Genomic DNA, 23,854 nt, shown 5'->3' on the forward strand with positions numbered 1-23,854 from the left:
TTTAAAATCTTCTTAAGATTCTGCCTGTATCAACTTATCTTTCCATACTGAGATTCATAAATCTCTCTGTAAGCTTCGCAGTTTTCAATAAGCTCTTCGTGTGTTCCGATACCGCAAACCTGGCCATCATCAAGAACGATGATCTTGTCACAGAACCTAATTGATGAAGCCCTCTGGGAAACTATGAAAGTCACAGGATTATAGGAAAGCTCGCTAATGGCTTTTCTCAAATTCTTGTCAGTCATGTTATCCAGCGCCGATGAACTGTCATCAAGAATTATTATCTGAGGCTTTTTAACAAGGGCTCTTGCTATGGTAAGTCTCTGTTTCTGACCTCCGGAGAGATTTTTTCCGCCCTGAGTTATTTCCGCATCCAGCTCTCCCTTTTTGCCTTTTACTACGTCTACAGCCTGTGCAGCTTTGATAGCCTCCCACATCTCTTCGTCTGTGGCATTTTCATTTCCCCATTTAAGATTGTCTCTGACAGTTCCTTTGAAAAGAACGGCCTTCTGAGGAACAATTCCTACCACATTTCGAAGTGAAGACGTTGTATACTCACGTACATCTTTTCCTTTGAATTTAACTACGCCGCCTGTCGCATCATAAAACCTGGGAATCAGGTTAATGAGCGTAGTTTTTCCGGATCCGGTTCCGCCGATAATGCCGATTGATTCACCCTGTTTTGCTGAAAAACTTACGTGCTCTAGAGAATCCTCTTTACCTCCGTTATATCTTAGAGATACATCCTCAAAGGAAATCACGGTATCTGCCTCTCCCTGAGTAAGGGCATCTTCTGTTCCCTCAGCCATGGAATTCTTTTCATCCAGCATTGCCTGAATTCTGTTTCCGCAGGCTATGGCTCTTGTTATGTTAATTATCAGATTGGCCATTTTAATAAGCTCAACAAGTATCTGTGACATATAGTTGTAAAGAGCAACTACGGCACCAGTTGTAAGAACTCCTGTATAAACCTTATCAGCTCCTGATTTTAGCAAAATGATTATAGCGAAATTGAGGATTGCATAGGTTGCAGGATTCATGAGAGCTGATACTCTGCCAACGTGCTCCTGAAGCTTTGTGAGAGCGTCATTTTTTTCTTTAAAATTCTGCACTTCCTCGTTTTCTCTGGAAAATGCCCTTATCACTCTCACACCGGATAAGTTTTCTCTTGTAAGACCAAGAACCTTATCAAGACGAGCCTGCACCATCTTATATCTGGGGATCCCCCAAAGCATGATTCCAAAGACTACCACGGATAAAATTGCGATAGTCACAAGGAAAATAAGTGCCTGATGAAAATCAATCGTAAATGCCATTACCATGGCACCAAATACTACAAAGGGTGATCTCAGAAGCAGTCTAAGAGACAGATTAACAACAGACTGAACCTGGTTCATATCACTGGTCATTCTGGTTATAAGTGATGTGGTTCCAAGTCTGTCAATCTGGTCGTAGGAAAGACTCTGAATATTTTTGAATAAGTCGCTCTTAACTTTTGCAGCAAAAAGAGCCGATGCTTTTGCGGCAAAATACTGGGCAGTCACTGAACAAATATAGCCTACAGCTCCTAAAAGAATAAGAACCAGGGACATTCTAAGGGAATAAATCTTGTTTCCTGTACCAATTCCAACGTCGATGATTTTAGCAACAACAAGCGGAACAATGAGTTCGAATGTGGCTTCAAGGAGCTTAAAAAGCGGTCCCAATATAGCTTCTAATTTGTAGTCTTTTAAGTATTTAAGTAATTTATTCATGTATAAATCCTAAGTCCTTTCGGATAATGATTCTTAAGGGTTCCTCCGGCGTATTTTGCCCATCCAAGGCTGTAGCCATCTGTGGTAATGAGGTACCATCCATTTTCAAGTCCAGGCACTCTAAGGGATTCACCGCCGATGAATTTCATCACTTCTGGAGAATCCGAATCGAGATTATAGCTATACGTCACATCTTCTGCAGACAATGCAAGGCCTAGTGAATGTGATGGCTCAAATCTGTCCTTTTTCATGGTTCCAAGATGAAGTCCGGGTCTCATAACCGTAAGTCCGTTTATTCCGGGCATTCCATCAGGTGCAAGATAAAGCTGTTCGCCAAACATAAAGAGCGTGCCTTTTAAAGCACCTGTAAGCTTTAGTGCTCCTTTTGAACCCTTTTTATTCTTTTTGTTTGCTTTATTCTTATCCTTGCCTTTTTGTTTTTTGGCAGAAGTTTCATCTGTTTCAGACGTGCCAGAAGCTTCAGCGGCTATTTCTGACTCATCTACTATCTGAACATTTTTAAGGAAGCCTTCTACAAAATCAGCAAACGGGTCTACATCACCCTGCTTCACAGCTTTAACTTTACCATTTACTCCGTAAAGTCCTGCGTTAAGTGAAATATCGCCATCCTTTGTAAATACCGCAAGAAAATGTCCCTCGCCCTTAATCTTATGGGGCCAGAGCCTAGACGTACAGATACTGATGTTTTCGGTGATTTCTTCTAATGATATCTTCTCATCTGCATCTGATAATGGTTCATTTATAAGGTCGTATAAATCATTATCGTTTGATTCTGCATTTGAATGATCCGAGCTAGCCGTAGTGGCATTAAATGCCTTATGTATATTCTCAATATCTCCGGGAATCATACCTTCGAAAAGGTCGATTTTTACAGGCTTCATACCCATCTTTAGAAGTCTTGCCGTCTGTAGTTCATCCTCTTCCGGAGCAAATGTACAGGTTGAGTACACAAGCCTTCCACCGGGAGCAAGCATCTTCACAGCTTCCCTTAGGATATCCGTCTGTCTGTTTGCGCAAAGTTCAACATTCTCGGCACTCCAGTTAGAAACAGCTTCATCGTTTTTACGAAACATCCCTTCACCGGAACACGGCGCATCTACAAGGATCTTATCAAAATATCCCTCAAAAACTTCCGATAACTGCTCAGGTCTCATATTGGTTACAAGAGCATTTCTGATTCCGCACCTCTCAACATTAAGAGACAGAATCTGAGCCCTCTTTTTATCTATCTCATTTGTAACAAGTATTCCCTCACCCATCATCCTTGATGCAATCTGGGTGCTTTTACCACCGGGAGCTGCGCATAGATCCAGAATCTTTTCTCCGGGCTTAGGATCAAGATATGCTACAGGAGACATGGCGCTTGGCTCCTGAATATAGTAGACGCCTGCTTCATGATATGGATGTTTTCCGGGCGTCCCACCTTCGTAGGAAAAACCATTTGGCTCCCAGGCTATATTTTCGGATAGTTTTGCACCGCTTTTAGTAAGGATATCTGACGCATAGTTTTTCAAATCGTTAGCTGAGCTCACATTATAAGATTCTGCTGCATAAACACTGGCCTTACTTTCGGATTTTGTGCACTTAAGCGCATTTATCCTGATTGCCTTAACGGGCTCTTTTTCCAAGGCTTTCTCAAACGCCTCATACTCATTACTGAGCATGGACTTTATTCTTTTTTCAAATAATTTATCTAAACTCATAGCGATTATTATAGCATAAACCATAATAAAAAGCGGCAGCCAACTATTGATATTGACTGCCACTCAAACTTTTCATTATCTATGCTGCTCTGACATCCACTGCCACATGTTTACACCATTTTCTTCGCACTCATTGTTGAAGAAGTATATCCATGACCAGTGCCCCATGTACTGATAAGGCTGTCCATCCTGGCCCTTGAAGGTATCAGATGTGTCGTGTACATCCTTAAATACGCTGGTGTGAACATTCTCACTTATCTCTGAAAGCCTCTTGATTGTAGGTTCCTCGAACTGCTTAGGATTAACTGTTGTGTCATTCTCTGCATAAATGAACCAAACAGGAAGATCCTTAATAGCTGCAAGCTGCTCATCAGTTATTCCCTTGTCGTTATAAGCTTCACATACAGGATAAGCAGCTGCGAAGAAGTCAGGATAGTTAAGAATCATATCCATGGTCATGTATCCGCCGTTTGAGCATCCGCCGATGATGATTCTGTCTGCATCAATGTTCTCGTGAGCTGCTACATAATCATCTATAAGCTCTTTAAGTGTAGGAAGGAAAATTGAGTCTGTACCCGGGTTATCCATCCAATCGCCCTCTTCCTTATACTGCATCCAGAATGTAGGACACTGAGGTGCAAGAACATAAGCTCCGCCCATTACCTTCTGGAATTCTTCTCCAAAAAGAGGCGTTACTTTATTACCAAGAGTATTAAGTCTAGGATCTGCTCCGCCTTCTCCTGCGCCGTGAAGCCAGATAACAAGAGCATGCTTTACTCCGTCGTCCTCAGGCTCATAAGAAGCATAGCAAAGAGTCTTTCCATCTGTACCTGTGAATTTACCTGTAATATCAGTGTTTGCAAGGTCAGGGTAAATTGCGTTGTCGAAATCAACCTTCTTATCAACATCGATTGCACTTACAGCTTCACCTGCATCTGTCTTTATGGTCTGACCATCTTTAAGTGATACTTCAAGGTCATAGGGATTACAGATTGTGTTATTACCTTTGAAAAGATCATAGCAAAAAGGTGATCCAACCTCAGGATTATACATAAGTTCAAGTGTTACATACTCTGAAGAATCAGCTTTCTCACCATTCTCATCACTTGTGTAAGCATCAGTTACAACTCTTTCTGTTTCCAGTTCTATATGCTTTGAAGAATCCTCTTTTGATCCGGGAGTAAGCGCAGCCCAGTTGAAGCTCTCCTTTGTCTCCACAACCTTGAAGCTGTCAGCACTTACTGAATCGCTGCTTATCTTCTCATCAAGCTTTACTATTGTCTTAGATACAGCAGGGCCATAATCCTGTCCAATAACTACTACCTTCTGTGTTCCCTTTAATGCATTACCCATGTTTTCGTTCTCCTCTTCCTTTTTAGTACTTTCTACCGTTTCTTCAGCTTCTGTTTCTGTGCTTTCTACTGTTTCTTCTACTGTTTCTTCAGCTTCTGCCAAAGCTTCACTGACAGCTTCTGACGCTACTTCTGTAGACTCAGCATTCTGCGTTGTCGTCCCACATCCAATAGTTCCAAACGTCACCATAAGAATCAGGGATGATGCAAGTACCCTTCTTTTCATAATTCCCTAAAAATACCTCCCAATACTTCATTCCCCTCATTTTCAAAACCTTCAGTTCGCAAAAAGTCCCTTGCTTTTTTCGAACGAATATACCTTAACGTAAAAAAATCCTTCTAAAAAGAGTCGATTTCTGACAATCAATAGTCAATTTTCGACTTTTCCGTGAAGGATTTTTGACATGCAAAATATCTGATTTTTTACCTTGCAAATGCGTTTCCTAAAACACGCATCATAATTAAGCTAATTCCTCTTTATGTTCTTTTACGTATTTCTTAATTCCCTTAAAGGTCTCCGGACTAATGATATGCTCAATTCTGCAGGCATCATTTTCAGCAACTTCCTCATTAACCCCCGCTGTCAGCATAAGGAATTTGGTGAGGTTCGTATGCCTTTCATATACACTCTTTGCCTTCTTAAGACCAATATCAGTGAGTTCAAGCTCTCCGCCCTCCTTAACTGTTATGAAGCCGTTCTCTTTAAGAATACCAACAGCCCTTGATACACTGGGCCTTGAAAAATTAAGCTCATTTGCTACATCTATAGATCTTACATAACCATTCTTCTTTTTAAGTAAATATATTGTTTCGATATAGTCTTCACCTGATTCGTGCATGATACCCTCCAATGATATTTGCTTTTACTATCCATAAATTAAATTGTACTTCATTCATCAGGCGAATTCCACAATATTGTTTAAGATTAATGATTATTATTTATCAGATTATTATTCTTAAGCGGTTCCTGCTGAATCTGATTTCCATTCATATTTTTAACAACATCGGAATGCTTTTTCTTTTCATGCTTTTTGTGAGCCCCGTTCTTTTTATTGATATTATCAAGAACATGCATAGCATCAGTCTTTTTGACGCCTTTCTCTTCCTTAATAATTTCCCCGAGAGTTTTATGTTCAGCATGCAAATCATGCGCCCTGTTTGCAACATCATCTTTGTAAATGCCAGTAAGATTTTTGTTGCTTTTTAACATATAGTCTACTTTATAAGCATCAAATTCTTCTTCCGCACCTCTAAGATCAATCATTCTTTGAGAAGTTTCTTTTGGTATTACACCACCGTTAGCATTTAACGCTCTTGCTTCCAGAGCATTAAACTCTCTGAAGGTATCACTTACTTCATTGTGAGTCATTTTACTAAAGTCTTTTTTGCCAAATTCATTGAGTTCATGATTAAGTTCGGATATTTTCATCTTATTAAAATACTGTTTTTTCAATTGTTTTGCATATGCCTTAAGATCGCGGGCATAAGCAATTCTTTGGTTCCCTTCAGTAGACTTAAAGATGTTAAAAATTCCCCATGAGCGCTTATTTATATATCTGTCGCACTTATTGATAAGGTTATCAAAACATTGTTCCTTCTCTTCAACAGTCATTTTTTTATTTACAATGGCTCCTCTTAAGTCTGCAGATGCTGACATCATAGGCTCAAAGAAATCCGTTGAATCCACATGGGTTTTAGGGTTGTTAATACCGGCAAACTTCTTTGACATTCGAAGATCATGCTCAAGTTCCTGTATTCGGGTATTACAATCCTTTGCAAATTCGATATGTATATCTTCAGGAAGCTTATTCTGATTAAAATCATCCTGAAGATCAGTGATATTCTTTAGAGCAGACTCAGTCTTAGTTCTCTCCTTAATAATCTTTCCTTTATTGAGAACACTATTTAAATTCATCTGATTGCCGTTAAAGTCAAATATCAGATCATCTTCACCGGCATTAACATAAACTTCTTCTTTTACATCTTCCTTTTCATCTTCCTTTTCATCTTCTTTTTTATCTTCATCATCTTCATTGATTAAATTGATGTTATTGGCCTTGTTTACGTCGATTATTTCTTCATTCTTTATTTCAGGCCCGGCTTCAATTTTTATTTCCTCAGGCTTATTCTCAACGTTTATTTCATTCTGATTATTCTCAACCTTTATCTCATTCTGATCATTCTCAACCTTTATCTGTTCGGGCTTGTTCTCAACTTTTATATCTTCAGGCTCGGCTTCTACCTTCAAATCAGCTTTAAGAAGCCCATCAAGTTTTTCAGCTTCAAGTTTTTTCTCATCCTGAACAAACTTGCCATAGGCAGACTTCTGCTCATTGGCGAGATCTTCTGTACTGATGCCTATTTTATCCTGGCATACTTTCTGGATTTTCTCAGAATTATCGATAATTTCTTTAGTTGTTCTGCTTCTGTCCAAAGCATACTTTCTTCCGGAATCAAACCACGTCTGGAGTTGCTTGGGCGTAATCTTAACTCTGCTCTTATATTTCTCATTGCGCTTTAATTTACTATTAAAATCGTCGACACCCTCATTGAATTTGCTAATGACTTCATCGCCTTCAAGAAATGACTTGGCAGTTGCCATAAACTCCTTGGGACGCTGTGACTTTCCATGTTCGGGGCCTTTTAAACTCTGAGGATCCTCTGCAAGACCTTTAAGATATTCACTTTCAAGCTTTACAGAATGTCTACCAAGGTTAGTGAAAAAATTCTCGATGCCATCGTAATCGAGGTTACCATCCTTATCTGTAGGAAAAATCTCTTCCTTGATGCACTCAGTCATTACATCAGCAATTTCATCATTTTCAGGTGCATCCTGAATATAGTTATTTAAGGTGTAAAGTTCTTCTCTCCATACATCTGAGCTCTGGGCCTTAGCTGTACTTTTCAAATTTGTAATTGCTGCGCGCTGTTTGTCATTCATCACTTTTCTTGGCATGATATAACCTCCATATAAAAAATATGTATTATAACGAGTTTTATCGCTCAATCATATTAATATATGCATCAGAATTAAAAATTCCATGCACAAGAATACAGACATACTATATTTAATTAGGACTTGAATAATGTCTATTCAAAATAAGAGACCAATAATACTTATAAGATAAAAAAACCGATGTGCTATTTCTAACACATCGGTTCCATTTTTGTTCTGAATCAAATTACTTTGCGTAATCAGTTGCTCTGCTCTCCCTGATGATATTAACCTTGATCTGTCCGGGATATTCCATCTCGTTCTCGATCTTCTTGGCAATATCTCTTGCCATCAATACCATATCGGAATCGCTTACCTGTTCAGGAACTACCATTACTCTGACTTCTCTTCCGGCCTGAATAGCAAATGAGTGATCAACTCCCTTAAAGCTGTTAGTGATCTCTTCAAGCTCTTTAAGTCTGCTGGTATAGGTCTCAAGAGTTTCTCTTCTTGCACCAGGTCTTGCTGCTGAAATTGTATCAGCTGCCTGTACTATAACAGCTATTAGAGACTGAGGTTCAACATCTCCGTGATGAGCCTCGACTGCGTTAATGACGATTGCTGTTTCTTTATACTTCTTACAGATATCTACACCAAGTGAGATATGTGAGCCTTCCATATCATGGTCCACAGATTTACCTATGTCATGTAAAAGACCTGCTCTCTTTGCGATACGAACATCGAGTCCAAGCTCTGATGCCATAAGACCACAAAGCTGTGATACTTCAACAGAATGCTTAAGGGCGTTCTGTCCATAACTGGTACGGAAACGCATACGGCCAAGCAATTTAATGATTTCAGGATGAAGACCATGAACGCCTGCCTCAAGTGCAGCATTCTCACCCTCTTCCTTAATCTTGTTAGCCACTTCCTTCTGAGCCTTCTCAACCATCTCTTCGATTCTGGCAGGATGGATACGTCCATCCACAATCAGCTTCTCAAGAGCGATTCGAGCGACCTCTCTTCTGATGGGATCAAATCCAGAAATAACTACTGCTTCCGGTGTATCATCTATTATAAGATCAACACCTGTCATTGTCTCAAGAGTTCTGATATTTCTTCCCTCTCTACCAATGATGCGGCCCTTCATTTCATCGTTAGGTAACTGTACAACTGAAATAGTTGTCTCTGAAACATGATCAGCTGCGCATCTCTGGATCGCATTTACCACGATCTCCTTAGCGCGCTTATCAGCTTCTTCCTTTGCTTCCGCTTCCATGTTCTTGATCATTACAGCGGATTCATGCTTTACGTCATCTTCAACAATCTTTAAAAGATACTCTTTTGCCTGCTCGGAGGTTAAGCCTGAGATTTTCTCAAGTTCCTGTCGTCTCTGTTCATCAAGCTTCGCAACCTCTTGCGTTTTCTTGTTCAATGCCTCTTCTCTGGCATTTAAACTGGCCTCTTTCTTCTCAATTGCTTCCGATCTCTTCTCGACGTTCTCTTCCTTCTGCTGAACTCTGCGTTCTGAACGCTGAACCTCTGCTCTCCTATCCCTCACTTCTTTTTCAAGTTCATTTCTTGTCTTAAGTGATTCTTCTTTTACTTCCAGGAGTTTTTCGCGCTTTGATTCATCAGCTGCTCGAACAGCATCGTCGATGATTTTTCTTGCCCGTTCTTCCGCACTGCCAATCTTGCTCTCATTCTGCGCATCGATGTTCTTCTGACGCACCGTCATGAAAACAAAAGTAACAAGTACTCCGGCAAGAGCTGCTAATGCTACAAATATAACTGTAGGCATACAGGAGCACCTCCTTATTCAATTTTCATTGTACGATATTTTGTATAAAACAACTAAAAAAGTCCGTAGTTCATACAATATAACAACAAATTAAGTTTACGCTTGAAAGCGCTCTGTGTCAAGAGAATGTAAGGTATCTAATGCTGCTTAGCCATCATTTTCTGCGATCTTTAGAACCCAGATTCCATCTATTTTTTGAACGCATCCATCGGCAGGGAAACTGGGCATATTTTTGAATTCTTCCGTCTCCATCAGCTTACCCTTATCTTCCACAGACATGATATCTCCTGTCTCAACGCCGAGGTAGATCTGAATAAAACGCTCTCTCTCGTTTGGCAGGAACAATAAATCTTCGTAGGTGGCACCTTCAAAATCTGCCAGCTGTTTACCATTCATGTTATGACTTGCAATCGGAACAGGATTAGGATAAAAACCTCCTAAAATAACGAAAGGATCACCGTATTGATAGCCTTCTGTTTCCTCAAGCTTTACAATAATTCTGTTGTAATACTGCTCTGTTCTTCTCTGTGCAATATAGCTTCTGTAATATGCGTTGTTCACTACTCTGCCGCAGGCATAGGATTCCGAAATAAGAGCAATAACTATAAGTGCAGAAATAATGCCGCAAAGCTTATTTCTGTCAGGCATCTGCATAAGTCTCTCTGCAAAAGCTATCAGCATAAAGTAAAATGCAGAGTAAGAATAGATCATTACTGTAGATGCATGTGAAAGCTCAGGCGCCATTACATAAACAAGTCCAAGAGCAAGAGGGAAAATTCCAAGTAGGATAATTAAAATGATTCCTCTTGAAATCTCTGTAAACACCTTCTTTTTAATCATCAAAATAACCAGTGCAATAAGGCAAAGACCCACAAGAATAATATTTATATATGTGGGAGCATAGGCCATAAAGCTTTCAGGCGATGTAACAAAATACTGAATAACTCTGTGATATGCCCTTAAAACCGCATATATAATATCCGTTATGGAGGATCCTCCGATATTATCAAGTCCCTTATAATCGCTCAAATCAATAAACTTAAGGCTGATAATATATCCGCCCATGGCAATGATAAGTCCCACCAGACTTCTGATACCACAACGTACTACTGAGTCCACTTTATTTCCATCAATAAGTTTGATAATAAATGCAAGAACAAGAAGGGATGTTGCAAGACCAAAATACGCCTGATAGCAAGCCATACTAAAGAACTGTAAAACAGCTCCCAAAATCCATCCAAACTTATACTTTATTATCAGATACACATTCAGAGTACTGGCAAGAATAGCAAGCGCAAAGGTAGGCGCAAGGTACATATAATACATATTACTGGCAGTACTCGGAAGAGTCATCATAATCACAGGTACAAGAACTGCTCCGGTAATGCTCTTAATATCAAGAACCGATACTATAACACATGCAGCAATAGACAGAATAATAATTGACATTATTCCGTTAAGAGCAGGTGAAGACCAGGGCGAAAAAAGGTCATGAACAGGCTCCTGGAACCATCTGCCAAGAACCTTACCACCGCCTACGCCGGGCACACATACGATATCGTCAAGGTTGGTAATCTTATTGGATATCATAAGAAAATGAACAAGAATTCCAACAACCAGCCCTGTGAAAAATGTGTACTTATACTTAAGCTCAAGCTTACCTAATATATTCTTAAAATAGTCAGGGATTACTCTGCTATCGTCCATCTAATAACAATCCTCCATTTTGTAAATCTGCTAAATCATTATAGCAGATAATACCAAAATATGTTTATTCCTCAAATCTGTCAGAGGACATAGCCCGATGGATAGCATCGGAAGAAAAACCTTTCCTATATAGAAAAGCCATTATTTTCTGCTTCTCCTCATAAGGCATATCTGAAGTAAAATGCTTTTTGATCAAAAAATTGGTAACAAGCTTAATCTCGGGATCTTCCTGCTCATCACAAAGCGCCTCATCTAAGACTCTGTCAACAATCTCAGATCTAATGCCCTTCTGCATAAGATCCTGTCTGATCCTGCTCCTACTCTTATCATTAAGATGATATCTGATGTAATCATCAGCATATCTCTCATCATCAAGATAATGATAAGATTTAAGGAACTCTATGGTATCTGCAATTATCTCGTCACTGTATAAGCCTTCTCTTAATTTCTCTGTGAGCTTATATTCTGTGTAGTCTCTTTTTTGAAGAAGATTCATGGCTCTCTTTTTGGCTCTTTTGGGTATAACTTCACCGGTTATCTCATTTAAAACAGGCGAAGAAATCTCTTCGCCTGTCTTAATATGATAGTCCCTTATTTCACCCTTATAGAGAACAAATGCAAATTCTCCATCGATAAAAATCTTCGAACGCTTATTATCAAAAGGTTCTATTCCGGAAACGATCATGAATTATTCCTCATTATTCCTTAGATGCCTTGGATGATTTCTTAGCAGGTGCTTCCTTAGGCTCTTCTGCTGTAGCAGGATCACCCTGGAGTCCAAACTTCTCTCTAACCTGAGCGGAAATCTCAGCAAGTACATCGGGATGCTCTTCGAGGTAAAGCTTAGCATTCTCACGTCCCTGTCCGATCTTGTCAGTATTGTACTGATACCAAGCACCACTCTTATTTACGATATCTGTGCTTGCAGCAAGGTCAAGAACATCACCTGTGTAAGAAATTCCCTTACCATACATAATATCAAATTCAGCTTCCTTGAAAGGAGGCGCAATCTTATTCTTAACGATCTTGACTCTTGTTCTGTTACCAATGGGTTCTCCGCCCTGCTTAAGTGTCTCAATACGTCTTACATCCATACGAACTGATGAATAGAACTTAAGTGCACGGCCACCGGTTGTAGTCTCAGGATTACCAAACATAACGCCAACCTTCTCACGAAGCTGGTTGATGAAAATAACCGTACAATTGGACTTGCTGATCACAGCAGTAAGCTTACGAAGAGCCTGTGACATAAGTCTTGCCTGAAGACCTACATGAGAATCGCCCATGTCACCGTCAATCTCAGCCTTGGGAACAAGTGCTGCTACTGAGTCAACAACAACGATATCAACAGCTCCTGATCTAACCATGGTCTCACAGATCTCAAGGGCCTGCTCACCGGAATCGGGCTGTGAAATATATAAGTTATCTATATCTACGCCAATGTTCTTGGCATATACAGGATCAAGAGCGTGCTCTGCATCGATGAAACCGGCGATACCACCGCGCTTCTGAACCTCTGCAATCATATGAAGAGTAACTGTGGTCTTACCACTGGACTCAGGACCATAAATCTCAACAATACGTCCCTTGGGAATACCACCAAGTCCAAGTGCAATATCAAGACTAAGTGAGCCTGTAGGTGTAGTTTCAACATTCATCTGAGCTGATGAATCGCCCAGCTTCATGACTGCTCCCTTACCGAACTGCTTCTCAATCTGACCAAGTGCTGCTTCTAATGCTTTCTGTTTATCTTCTCTTTCCATACCATTTCTCCTTCTCAGAACAAACGTTCTGCAATCATAATAAAACAAGTGTTCGTTTTTGTCAACACAAAAAGGGATTAAAATAGCGATTCGCCAAAAATAAAGACTTATGAATATTACACAATCATATATAAAGTGTCAATCCCCAAATTTAAAGCTTTTTCTTATACCGTGAATGCAAACAGCGCAAGCTTAGAAATTACCAGCTCTCTGATAATCATCCCCTTCTTTTCCTTCTCCTCAGGTGCGATATCAACAAGTTCATTTACAGAATATAATTTTTCCTGATACCTGTCGCTTTTGCCGTTTTTTAGCTGAGATACTCTGATTCTGGCCTTAAGCTGCTTAAAAACCTTGTATTCAGGGCTCTCCTCGTTCATATAATACAGTCCGCTCTCAAGAGTTGTATCCCGCTCAATATCCCTCAAAATATATCTCTCAAGAATTGTCTTGAGTTTAAAGGGTGCCATATCATTATCGATTATCTCTGCATAATTCATTCTGGCACCGAAATAATATCTTGAAACATCCTGCATTACATATTTGAAGTCATCTTCGTTGGAAATGTTGTACATGTCTCAGAGCCTCTCATTCAGATTTCTCAGGCTTATAATCGATATCCTCTATCTGATTGCCACAAGCCTTGATCGCTTCGAGGATCTTAGATATCTCCATGCCTGTTTCCTCAGCAAGCTCCTCTACAGTACAGCTTCTCCTGAGTTCTTCAGCCAGCTCTTTTGCTTTCTCTGCTACTTCTTCCACAAGCTTAACTGCTTTCATGCCTCTTGATGCTTCGGCAGCATCATCCTCAATGGCATTCTCCATGGCATCCATTACCATCTGAGCAAGAAATCCGTCACATTCCTTATGGTCTTCAATACCGGATAATTCACCTACAGCCTTGGTAAGCGCTATATTACCTTCACCAATAAGGTCCTCTAACAAAACGCCCTGCTCTGCATAAAGCTTTGCAATATCAACCACCATGGGAAGACTTACCTCAATAAGCTTCTTCTGTGAAGAAACATCTCCAGCCATAGCTGATATAATAAGAGCTTCCTTCTCACCATCAGTGACCATTTCAATAAAGGAAAGCTCTTCGAGATAATTCTCAAGATAGCCTGACTCCTCTGCTGTCAGATATTCAGAAGCGTCGATAGCCTCATCAATTCCGATATTGTGTTTTTTCAGATAATCCTTAATAAGGTCGTACTGTTCATCAGTGAGTTCAAGCTCAGAAAATGCATCCCTGATCTCTTCCTCAGTGGTCACACCGCCATTTTTTCTTGCACTTTTGGTGATGTCTGATAAAAGCTGTGCAAAAAGCTGTTCTTTGTTCTCAAGATTACTCATATTTCCTACTTTCTGACATTTATTCGAATTCGATTAATTTTTATTATACTCACAATGTGTACAATAATTCGTACACCTTATTTTACATGGGTATGGGTAAAAAGATGATCCTGGCAATACTCATAATTACCGTTACATTTTGAGCAGAATCTGAACTCAAGATTAGGATCATCCTCTTCTGTTCTGCCGCAAAATGCACACTTATGCTTGGTAACTCCGGGAGGTGTCATTTTTACGGAGCGCTTGAATTCATTGCGTCTCTTAACTTCTCTGGGCCTTAAATGCATAAATCTTCCGGATGTAAGCCAGAATATTCCAAAGGTGCAAAGTGAAGCCAGTATCGGGAAGCAGGCAAAAGCTACACCGTGATAGATATAAGAACCGGCCTCGTATACAAGATATGCTGCATAGAATATTCCAAGCCACTTCATCTTAAGAGGAATGATAAACATAAACAGAATCACATTGTCCGGAAACGTAGCTGCAAAAGCCAGCAAAATGGACATATTTATATAGTATGTATTAAAGCTCGCTGAAAGGAAAACCATTGTCTCAGCTGCATAGGATGCCACCCTGCCATACTGGAAGTAAAGAACCAGATATGATAAAAATGCAGCTACTATCATAAGGATAAAGCCTGTGAAAATATACAGATTATATCTGTATTTACCCCATACGCGCTCCATGGTCGTTCCTATTGAATAGTAAAAATACAGCATTATAAGGATAAAAAACAGATTAGACTCAGTGGGAGGGATAAAAATCCAGGTAAAAAGTCTCCATACCTGTCCCTTCAAAATAAGGGCAGGATTAAGTGTTAGAAATCCAAGAATATTCACCTTCAAGGGCGCATAAGACAGCACGTATCCTATGATATAGCAAATAATCAGCTTAATAGTAAGATTATCTATTGCATATTTTCCAAATTTCTTTTCGAAATTACTCATTAAGATTCACCTCGCTTTTGTATTCTATGAAAGTTTAACATAACATGAATTCATTTGCACGGGAGAATTGCACAATTAAGCCCATTCTCAAAAGCACTTCTTCTACAGATGCTCAATTGATTTTTAAGACTTTCAATAGTATAATTCATTGGAATGCGCTTTAGTGCATTATAATAAGAAACAATAGATAATTATATTTTTTCAGAGGTTTTATTCATGATTTCAAGAGATTACACTTTAGGAATTGACATCGGTTCAACTACCGTTAAAATTGCACTTCTCGATGCTGAGAGGAACATCATCTTTTCAGATTACAGACGTCATTATGCCAATATCCAGGAGACTCTCTTAGGACTCCTTCAGGATTGTGCCAAGAAATGCGGCAATGTAACACTCCACCCTGTTATCACAGGTTCCGGCGGTCTTACACTGGCAGGTCATCTTGAAGTTCCTTTTGTACAGGAAGTTATAGCTGTATCCACTGCTCTTAAGTCACTTGCTCCCAAAACAGATGTAGCAATTGAGCTTGGCGGCGAGGATGCCAAGATCATTTATTTTGAAGGCGGTAACGTCGAGCAGCGAATGAATGGTATCTGCGCCGGTGGTACAGGTTCATTTATAGACCAGATGGCATCTCTTCTTCAGACAGATGCTCCCGGTCTTAATGAGTATGCGAAAAAATATCAGAACCTCTATACAATTGCTGCCCGCTGCGGTGTATTTGCAAAAACAGATATTCAGCCTCTTATTAATGAAGGTGCTACCAAGGAGGATCTTGCTGCATCTATTTTCCAGGCAGTTGTAAATCAGACCATAAGCGGACTTGCCTGCGGAAAGCCTATCAGAGGACACATTGCATTCCTTGGCGGTCCTCTTCATTTCCTTTCAGAGCTTAAGGTTGCTTTCATCCGCACTCTTTCACTGGATGACGAGCACGTAATAGATACAGATAATTCTCACCTTTTTGCAGCAATCGGTTCTGCTATGAATGCAAGCGAAGACACTCACTACTCCATGACAGATATGATCGGCAAACTTTCACACAAGATTGTAATGGCAGCCGAGGTTTCACGTCTTGAGCCTCTCTTCGAGTCCGAGGATGAGTACAAAGCATTCCTTGACAGACAGAATAACTACAGAGTAAAAACTGCACTTTTAGACAACTACAAGGGTAACGCTTTCCTTGGAATAGATGCAGGTTCCACCACAACCAAATGCGCACTCGTATCAGAAGACGGCGATCTTCTCTATTCCTTCTATTCTAGTAACAACGGAAGTCCTCTTAAGACTGCCATCAGTTCAATTGAAGAGATTTACAAGCTTATGCCTGAAGGCGTTACTATCGCACGTTCATGCTCTACAGGATACGGCGAAGCTCTCCTTAAGTCAGCTCTTATGCTTGATGAAGGTGAAGTTGAGACTATCGCCCACTACAACGCAGCTGCATTCTTTGATCCTGAGGTTGATTGTATCCTTGATATCGGCGGTCAGGACATGAAGTGTATTCATATCAAGAATAATACAGTAGACAGTGTACAGCTTAACGAAGCCTGCTCATCAGGTTGCGGAAGCTTTATCGAGACCTTTGCAAAATCCCTTAATTACAGTGTTCAGGATTTCGCCAAAGTTGCCCTTTTTGCTGAGTCTCCCGTAGACCTTGGAACAAGATGTACAGTATTTATGAATTCCAGAGTTAAGCAGGCACAGAAAGAAGGCGCATCTGTTGCTGACATTTCAGCAGGTCTTGCTTATTCCGTTATCAAGAACGCCCTTTTCAAGGTTATTAAGGTATCTGATGCAAAGGACCTTGGCGAGCACATAGTTGTTCAGGGTGGTACTTTCTATAACGATGCTGTCCTTAAAGCCTTTGAGAAAATATCCGGAGCTCAGGTTACAAGACCTGACATCGCAGGAATCATGGGTGCTTTCGGTGCTGCTCTTATTGCGAGAGACCGTTTCCATGAAAAGAACGGCGAAAAGACCACAATGCTTACAATTGATCAGATTCAGAAGCTTGAGTATACAACCAGCATGACAAAGTGTCAGGGTTGTACAAACCACTGCCGTCTTACAATTAATAAGTTCACAGGTGGACGTCAGCACATTTCAGGAAACAGATGTGAGCGTGGAATCGGCAAGACCAAGAACGCTGCAGGTGTTCCCAATCTGTTCGAATATAAATATAAGAGAATATTTGACTATAAGCCTCTCGATGAAGCTCAGGCAACCAGAGGTACAGTAGGTATTCCGAGGGTCCTCAATTTCTATGAGAACTATCCTTTCTGGTTTACCTTCTTCACAGAGCTTGGATATCGCGTTGTTTTATCACCCAGATCAACTCATCAGATTTACGAGCTTGGAATCGAATCAATTCCCAGTGAGTCTGAGTGTTATCCTGCAAAGCTTTCTCACGGACATATTGAGTGGCTCATTAAAAACAACGTAGATTTTATCTTCTATCCCGGACTTTTTTATGAGCGCGATGAAGTTGATGGTGCAACCAACCACTATAACTGCCCCATCGTAACTTCTTATTCTGAGAACATTAAAAATAATGTAGAAGCAATTACAGAAGGCAAAATGAAGCTGAGAAATCCTTTCATGTCCTTCGCATCTCTTAAAACTGTTACAGATGCACTTGTTAGGGAATTCTCAGAAATTTCCGCAAATGAGATCATCGCTGCATCCTCAAAGGCATGGGATGAAATGGCAAAAGCCAGAGATGATGTTCGTAAGAAAGGTGAAGAAACTCTTCGCTGGATCAAGGAAAACAATGCTCACGGTATCGTAGTAGCAGGTCGTCCTTACCATGTTGATCCTGAGATCAACCACGGTATTCCTGATATGATCTGTTCTTATGGCGTGGCTGTTCTTACAGAGGACTCCATCTCACACCTTGGAGCTCCTGAGAGACCGCTTATCGTATCAGATCAGTGGATGTACCACTCTCGTCTCTATGCAGCGGCAAGCTATGTTCGCACAAGAGATGACCTGGATCTAATCCAGCTCAACTCCTTTGGTTGCGGTCTTGATGCAGTAACAACAGATCAGGTTAATGATATCCTTACAGGCTCAGATAAAATCTACACCTGCCTTAAGATTGATGAAGTAAATAACCTTGGAAGTGCAAGAATTCGTGTTCGTTCACTTCTGGCTGCCATCAGAGTACGCAAACAGCAGGGCTTTAGAGAACGCACAATTGAGAGTACAGCTCATAAGAGAGTTCTCTTTACAGAAGACATGAGGGATAAATACACTATCCTGGTACCTCAGATGTCACCTATTCACTTTGACATCCTCGAGCATGCACTTTCTGCCTGCGGTTATAACATGGTGGTAATGCAGAATGATAACAAGCACGCCATCGATATGGGTCTTAAGTATGTTAATAACGATGCCTGCTACCCTTCCCTTTGGGTTGTTGGTCAGATCATGGACGAGTTGCTTTCAGGAAAATATGACCTTAATAAAACAGCAGTCCTCATGAGTCAGACAGGTGGCGGATGCCGTGCTACCAACTATGTTGGATTCATCAGACGTGCTCTTAAAAAAGCAGGTCTTGAGCATATTCCTGTTGTATCTCTTAACCTTAGTAAGCTTGAGAGTAATCCTGGATTCCATATCAACTTTGAGATGCTGGAAAGAGCTGCTTACGCTGCAGTATTTGGCGATATTTTCATGAGATGCGTATATCGCATGCGTCCCTATGAAAAAGTTAAGGGTTCTGTCGAAGCAGTTCATGAAAAGTGGAAGAAAAAATGTATCGATTTTGTATCTGCTAAGCACATGAGCTTCATAAAATTCCAGAAAATGTGCCGCCAGATAGTTGAAGACTTTGACCGTATCGAGATCACAGATGAAGTTAAACCAAGAGTAGGTATAGTTGGTGAGATCCTTGTTAAGTTTGCTCCCGCTGCTAACAACCACCTGGTTGAGCTTCTTGAATCAGAAGGCGCTGAGGCAGTTGTTCCTGATCTTTTGGACTTCATGCTCTACTGCTTCTACAACCAGATTTACAAGGCAGACTACCTTGGTACAAGCAAAAAGACAAAAGCTTTCTGCAGAGCCGGAATCTATGCTCTTGAGAAGCTCCGCGGCGGTGCTGCCAAAGCATTTAAGAACAGTGTTCACTTCGATGCGCCTACAAGCATCTATAAGCTCGTTGAATATGCTAAGCCCATCGTTTCCATCGGTAACCAGACAGGTGAAGGTTGGTTCCTTACAGGCGAGATGGTCGAGCTCATCAAAGAAGGTGCTTCAAACATCGTATGTACACAGCCCTTTGGCTGCCTGCCTAACCACGTAGTCGGTAAGGGTGTTATCAAGCAGATGCGTCACCTCTATCCTGACTGCAACATCGTAGCCATCGACTACGATCCCGGTGCCAGCGAAGTTAACCAGCTTAACAGAATTAAGCTCATGCTCTCTACCGCCCACCAAAAAGCAAGTGTAGACTACGAACAGGCTGAGAATAAAGCAATTTCATAATAAAATGAAGGAGGTGGTATTACCACCTCCTGTTTTTTACAAAATCTCCAACTATTCTGTATATCTATTCGCACACTTTCCAGTCAGATAACATCCTCTTTTCAGAATTAAAAGCTACACCAATCTTAAATAATTTTCTAGGATCTGCTTTAAACGGAAGTGCATACCCGTTATCCTCAATTTGCTTAAGAGCTGAATCAGCAGAATCATCCCTTTTGAATTCAAAAATATAAATATACTTTGCTGATTCCAGAACGCAGTCTATACGTCCATTAAACGTATGCATCTCACATATGGCATATTGCCCCAATAATGTAAATACAAGATAGATTACCGCTTGGAAATAATGTTCAAATGGATCCGAATCCAGCGTATATGTAATATTAGCAAATAGACCGGTCAGGACATTTTTAATATTATCAAGATCCCCATTTTTCACATAACGGCGAAGTGTAAATATGTCGAGCCCTGATCCTGAGCCACAATTTCTGACATATTCCGGCATCAAGCTCTGCATAAAGCCATATTTAACTTCTTCGTTTGGAAATGACAACGTATATTCCCTGTCAGTGCGATCAAAATCCGCTATAGTCAAATATCCTGTCTGATAAAGAAGCGGAACTATATCTAATGTATCTCCGGTATAGTCCTTAAGCACAGATTCATTAGTATAAATAGTTCGGTCTGTAAATTTCCTTAAATCGAAATTACTTTCCTTAATGTTTTTTATCAGAAATGTAGGTGTACCTGTCTCAAACCAGTAGGCGCCAAAATCCTTTGAAAACAATGCAGATAACACACTGTACGGATTATAAACGCCCTCTCCAGTCTGATGAAAATGATAACCATCATAATACTTCTTTAGGGCAGCAAGGCATTCATCTTCTGTCATCTCCTGCTTATCTGCAAGAACTTTTATCTCAGGTTCAAAGCTTTCTCTTATTTCTTTCTCCGTAAGTCCGCAAAGTGCCGCATAATCTTCATCCAAAGAAATATCTCTTAGTTGATTTAAATCGCTAAAGATACTAACCTTATGAAACTTAGATACCCCCGTGATAAATATAAACTGTATATATTCATCACAGCTCTTAAGATTACTGAAAAATCCTTTGAAAACACTTTTATTATGTTCCTGTATATCTATATTATCTACAACATCAAGAAGTGGTTTATCGTATTCATCAACAAGTACAACACAGCGAAGTCCGGTAGATTCATTAGCTGTTTTCAAAAGATTCACAAATCTTTCAGACAGAGAGTTTTCTTTCTTTTCAACGTGATAATAATCTTCCAGTCCTTGAAGAATAAAAGAAAGCTTTTTTTCTAAAGCACCTTCTTCGTTATAATTTGTTCCGTTAAAATCAAAGTAAAATACCGGATATTCTTTCCATGCATCTGAATTATCTGCTTCTAGTTTTTCAATAGTAAGCCCATGGAATAATTCTTTTTTACCTTCCCAGTATGCTTTCATAGTACTTAAAAGCAGACTTTTTCCAAATCGCCTCGGTCTGCTCAGGAAATAAGGTACATTGTTATGTACCAGTCTGTATATAAATTCTGTTTTGTCCACATATAGAAAATTATCTGTTCTTAGCTTAACGAATCCCTGTATTCCTACCGGAAGTTTTCTTTCCATGGTAGATTCCTCCCAAGCATCTTTTCATATAAAGATTATACATTCTAATAATTTCAGCGGCAATATTTCCGCAGATTAAAAAGTAATAGCCAGCGCGTTATGCGCTAGCTATTATCACTTGTAAACATATATTAAAAATATCACTCATCGCCATCCTGCTTGGGAGTGTCAGGCACGGCTGCATCCATTGATGCCGGTGAATCGGAATTGCCTGAGTCACCGCTTCCTTCATCACCAGAATCTGATGAATGATCTTCATCTGATCCGGAATCGTCGCTTCCGGAATTATCCTCTGAAGGAATAGCTTTTTAATCTATATTTCAAACTCAAAAGCAAAAAAATAAAAGCACCAGATTTCTCTGATGCTTTTCTCCTCAAATCACAATTAATGTGAGCAATCCGGCGTTACGCATTTCTGTACTTTAATAATATCATTTTCGTTTTTTTCTGTCAATTCAGCTTCCAACAATGATAGCGTAAATCAAAATTCGGAAACAAAAGGGTGGAATACACCCGGAATCATTTAAGATCAGACTTTGTCTCCGTTATTATACAGCACTGAAGCCCCCGTTACCAGCCCCTAGCCGTTTGTTCCCTGCGGAACCTTGTGTTCCGCTTATATTCCTTGGTCTGCTTGTTGACTACTTTATCTGCCAGTAAATATCAGTCAACCCCAAAGCCGCTTTGCGGTGCGCCGTGCGCAGGGTTGACAGATATTTCCTGACAGATATTCTGTAGTCAAGCAGATCAAGGATATCTGTGCGCCTCAGCGCACTTTATTCAAGGGCAGAGGCGTCAGCCTCTGGCTTCCTTTTTAAGCAAGTTTCTGATCTATGATATCTTTAAGCCATTTCATGCTTGTTTTCTCTAAGCCCAACACATGGGTATTCAGTTTATCTGCATAATCCCATCCATTCTGACGTCTCTTTATGTCAGCTATAAGATCATCCTGTTCCTTTCTCTTTGCCTCAAGCGTCTGATGCCTTTCCTGATATCTGAGCAGATCTATGATCTTACCATCGTTTCTTGTATACGCTCTGAGCTTTGAGATGTTATCGCAGCCCAGCTCACTCCATCCCATGGGTCTGCTGCTGAGCCGGTCGCTTAAGACATGGCTTACCTGTCCCTCTGCACAGCACTTCCATGCTCCTCCTGATTCGGTAGATCGGATCTCGATTCCATCCCAGTTGTTCATGAAGTAATCCCGGCTTTCCTTTACCTCTTCGTATTTGTTGCTGCCTTTATCAGTTACCTCAAGTATTGCTCTGAACGCTTCTTTAAGCCCATTCTTGTCAGCTTCATTTATGCATTCCCACATGTATTCTTTCATTTCATCTTCGTTTCCCAGATGGCATACTGATTGGTTCAGGTACTTCATCATGTGGAACTTATCCAATACAAACCGTCCATTCAGAAGAACTTCAGCGCCTGTCCTGATCCATGATGCCCCATCTCCAGCAACATAGATTCTCTCGAGCACATCCAGATCATAGTTGGCGGATATGTAGTCCTGGACTTCCTGCCAGAACTTATAGTTGTTCTCTGATCCTTTATATACCCCACAGAAAGTATGCTTGCCTACAAGCCTGTATCGGTGGTTCTTTGAGTCTTCAGGCGCATCATCTACTACATCCTCAAACAGGACAATTATCTTATCGATTATGGTATTTATCTTATTGCCTGCACTGCTGATTTTCAGGTCACCCTTTTTATCCCAAAACTGCGCAGCAACGTGATCCTCATCTGCAACGATATGGAGATTCTTGAGTTTCTTTTTCTCGGGCAGTTCCTTTATGGGGAAATCAACTACCAGTCCATGAACGATATCCTTGACTGTCTCTTTACTTACCTGATCAGTCAGATTTACTTTCTTTCCAGCCTTGGCATAACTGCTTTCTACCGCTTCCTCGAGTATCTTGGCTGCTGCAGCCATGGTGACTTTCTGGTTGTCATCGAATCCCATGATCAGGTCTAAAAGGTAGATGTATTCTCCTCCTTGCTTTGGTACATAACCTCTTCTCTTGAAAGATATGGTACCCATAACATCAACAAGAGATCTGGGCATATCCTTCTGCTCGACATAATACTTGTTCTTTCTTACAAGGCTCTTGAATATCTCCTCATCAATCTGCTCATATATCTCACTGATAAGCCTGCATCCAAGCTTTAACACACGCTCATGAACATCGTTTGAAAGATCTGCTGCATCCTTCTCTCCATCAAGGAGACTTCTGACATTTTTCTCAATCTCCTTGATATCATTCTGAATAAACTGTAGTATACTGTTGTACATGGAAAGCACCGCCTTTTTAGATTTTTGTCGCAAACTCAATCTTAACATGAAGGCTGGTGCTTTTCCTTTTTTTATTTCTCCGAATCTATATTTACCCTAAT

At 40.3% G+C, this 23,854-nt stretch carries 15 protein-coding genes; 1 reads left to right on the forward strand and 14 read right to left on the reverse strand.

Features of this window, described 5'->3' with window-relative positions:
* Positions 1 to 29: 29 nt before the first annotated feature.
* From G603_RS0107965 to G603_RS0108020, 12 genes are all read right to left on the reverse strand, one after another.
* Positions 30 to 1,754 carry an ABC transporter ATP-binding protein gene (locus G603_RS0107965; protein WP_026669882.1) on the reverse strand — a complete coding sequence of 575 codons (1,725 nt, stop codon included), beginning with the start codon at positions 1,752 to 1,754 and terminating at the stop codon, positions 30 to 32.
* On the reverse strand, positions 1,751 to 3,478 hold the full coding sequence (locus G603_RS22790; protein WP_026669883.1) for an RsmF rRNA methyltransferase first C-terminal domain-containing protein: 1,728 nt from the start codon (positions 3,476 to 3,478) through the stop codon (positions 1,751 to 1,753). Before G603_RS22790 ends, G603_RS0107965 begins: the two co-directional genes overlap by 4 nt.
* Positions 3,479 to 3,553: 75 nt before the next feature.
* On the reverse strand, positions 3,554 to 5,056 hold the full coding sequence (locus G603_RS0107975; RefSeq protein ID WP_051207627.1) for a prolyl oligopeptidase family serine peptidase: 1,503 nt from the start codon (positions 5,054 to 5,056) through the stop codon (positions 3,554 to 3,556).
* 235 nt (positions 5,057 to 5,291) lie between these two features.
* Positions 5,292 to 5,669: a metal-dependent transcriptional regulator gene (locus tag G603_RS0107980; RefSeq protein WP_026523679.1), complete on the reverse strand. Its 378-nt coding sequence runs from the start codon at positions 5,667 to 5,669 to the stop codon at positions 5,292 to 5,294.
* 86 nt (positions 5,670 to 5,755) lie between these two features.
* Entirely contained in the window at positions 5,756 to 7,786 is a 2,031-nt protein-coding gene (locus G603_RS0107985; protein ID WP_026669885.1) for a hypothetical protein, read from the reverse strand.
* A 226-nt stretch (positions 7,787 to 8,012) separates the two neighbouring features.
* The gene (gene rny, locus G603_RS0107990; protein ID WP_026523681.1) at positions 8,013 to 9,566 is read right to left on the reverse strand and encodes a ribonuclease Y; all 1,554 of its coding nucleotides are present in this window, start codon (positions 9,564 to 9,566) and stop codon (positions 8,013 to 8,015) included.
* 147 nt (positions 9,567 to 9,713) lie between these two features.
* A complete protein-coding gene (locus G603_RS0107995; protein WP_026669886.1) occupies positions 9,714 to 11,273 on the reverse strand; it encodes a glucosyltransferase domain-containing protein in 1,560 nt (519 codons plus the stop codon).
* 64 nt (positions 11,274 to 11,337) lie between these two features.
* On the reverse strand, positions 11,338 to 11,958 hold the full coding sequence (locus tag G603_RS0108000) for a regulatory protein RecX (RefSeq protein WP_026669887.1): 621 nt from the start codon (positions 11,956 to 11,958) through the stop codon (positions 11,338 to 11,340).
* Between the two features lie 13 nt (positions 11,959 to 11,971).
* Positions 11,972 to 13,036 carry a recombinase RecA gene (gene recA, locus G603_RS0108005; RefSeq protein WP_026669888.1) on the reverse strand — a complete coding sequence of 355 codons (1,065 nt, stop codon included), beginning with the start codon at positions 13,034 to 13,036 and terminating at the stop codon, positions 11,972 to 11,974.
* A gap of 164 nt (positions 13,037 to 13,200) precedes the next feature.
* Positions 13,201 to 13,611 (reverse strand): hypothetical protein, encoded by a 411-nt coding sequence (locus tag G603_RS0108010; RefSeq protein WP_026669889.1) that lies wholly within the window; start codon positions 13,609 to 13,611, stop codon positions 13,201 to 13,203.
* A gap of 13 nt (positions 13,612 to 13,624) precedes the next feature.
* Positions 13,625 to 14,389, reverse strand: coding sequence for a sigma-70 domain-containing protein (locus G603_RS0108015; RefSeq protein WP_026669890.1), 765 nt, complete (start codon positions 14,387 to 14,389; stop codon positions 13,625 to 13,627).
* Positions 14,390 to 14,466: 77 nt separating this feature from the next.
* Positions 14,467 to 15,336 carry a membrane protein gene (locus G603_RS0108020; RefSeq protein WP_026669891.1) on the reverse strand — a complete coding sequence of 290 codons (870 nt, stop codon included), beginning with the start codon at positions 15,334 to 15,336 and terminating at the stop codon, positions 14,467 to 14,469.
* Positions 15,337 to 15,552: 216 nt separating this feature from the next.
* Between G603_RS0108020 and G603_RS19690 the strand changes: the two genes are divergently transcribed.
* A complete protein-coding gene (locus tag G603_RS19690) occupies positions 15,553 to 19,824 on the forward strand; it encodes a 2-hydroxyacyl-CoA dehydratase (RefSeq protein ID WP_035792470.1) in 4,272 nt (1,423 codons plus the stop codon).
* 64 nt (positions 19,825 to 19,888) lie between these two features.
* Here the strand turns inward: G603_RS19690 and G603_RS0108030 are convergent, their stop codons facing one another.
* Entirely contained in the window at positions 19,889 to 21,460 is a 1,572-nt protein-coding gene (locus G603_RS0108030) for an ATP-binding protein (protein ID WP_026525425.1), read from the reverse strand.
* Between the two features lie 814 nt (positions 21,461 to 22,274).
* Positions 22,275 to 23,753: an ISLre2 family transposase gene (locus G603_RS0108035; RefSeq protein WP_026669892.1), complete on the reverse strand. Its 1,479-nt coding sequence runs from the start codon at positions 23,751 to 23,753 to the stop codon at positions 22,275 to 22,277.
* Positions 23,754 to 23,854 lie beyond the last annotated feature (101 nt).

Origin of the sequence: Butyrivibrio sp. AE3006, from assembly GCF_000424165.1 — a bacterium.
Classification (GTDB): domain Bacteria; phylum Bacillota; class Clostridia; order Lachnospirales; family Lachnospiraceae; genus Butyrivibrio.

Excerpts from the sequence above, each read along its gene's own strand:
- G603_RS22790 (WP_026669883.1), bottom strand. The coding sequence starts at position 3,478 with ATGAGTTTAGATAAATTATTTGAAAAAAGAATAAAGTCCATGCTCAGT.
- G603_RS0108015 (WP_026669890.1), bottom strand. The coding sequence starts at position 14,389 with ATGAGTAATCTTGAGAACAAAGAACAGCTTTTTGCACAGCTTTTATCA.
- G603_RS0107975 (WP_051207627.1), bottom strand. The coding sequence starts at position 5,056 with ATGAAAAGAAGGGTACTTGCATCATCCCTGATTCTTATGGTGACGTTT.
- G603_RS0107980 (WP_026523679.1), bottom strand. The coding sequence starts at position 5,669 with ATGCACGAATCAGGTGAAGACTATATCGAAACAATATATTTACTTAAA.
- recA (WP_026669888.1), bottom strand. The coding sequence starts at position 13,036 with ATGGAAAGAGAAGATAAACAGAAAGCATTAGAAGCAGCACTTGGTCAG.
- G603_RS0108020 (WP_026669891.1), bottom strand. The coding sequence starts at position 15,336 with ATGAGTAATTTCGAAAAGAAATTTGGAAAATATGCAATAGATAATCTT.
- G603_RS0107985 (WP_026669885.1), bottom strand. The coding sequence starts at position 7,786 with ATGCCAAGAAAAGTGATGAATGACAAACAGCGCGCAGCAATTACAAAT.
- rny (WP_026523681.1), bottom strand. The coding sequence starts at position 9,566 with ATGCCTACAGTTATATTTGTAGCATTAGCAGCTCTTGCCGGAGTACTT.
- G603_RS19690 (WP_035792470.1), top strand. The coding sequence starts at position 15,553 with ATGATTTCAAGAGATTACACTTTAGGAATTGACATCGGTTCAACTACC.
- G603_RS0108030 (WP_026525425.1), bottom strand. The coding sequence starts at position 21,460 with ATGGAAAGAAAACTTCCGGTAGGAATACAGGGATTCGTTAAGCTAAGA.
- G603_RS0107995 (WP_026669886.1), bottom strand. The coding sequence starts at position 11,273 with ATGGACGATAGCAGAGTAATCCCTGACTATTTTAAGAATATATTAGGT.
- G603_RS0107965 (WP_026669882.1), bottom strand. The coding sequence starts at position 1,754 with ATGAATAAATTACTTAAATACTTAAAAGACTACAAATTAGAAGCTATA.
- G603_RS0108035 (WP_026669892.1), bottom strand. The coding sequence starts at position 23,753 with ATGTACAACAGTATACTACAGTTTATTCAGAATGATATCAAGGAGATT.
- G603_RS0108000 (WP_026669887.1), bottom strand. The coding sequence starts at position 11,958 with ATGATCGTTTCCGGAATAGAACCTTTTGATAATAAGCGTTCGAAGATT.
- G603_RS0108010 (WP_026669889.1), bottom strand. The coding sequence starts at position 13,611 with ATGTACAACATTTCCAACGAAGATGACTTCAAATATGTAATGCAGGAT.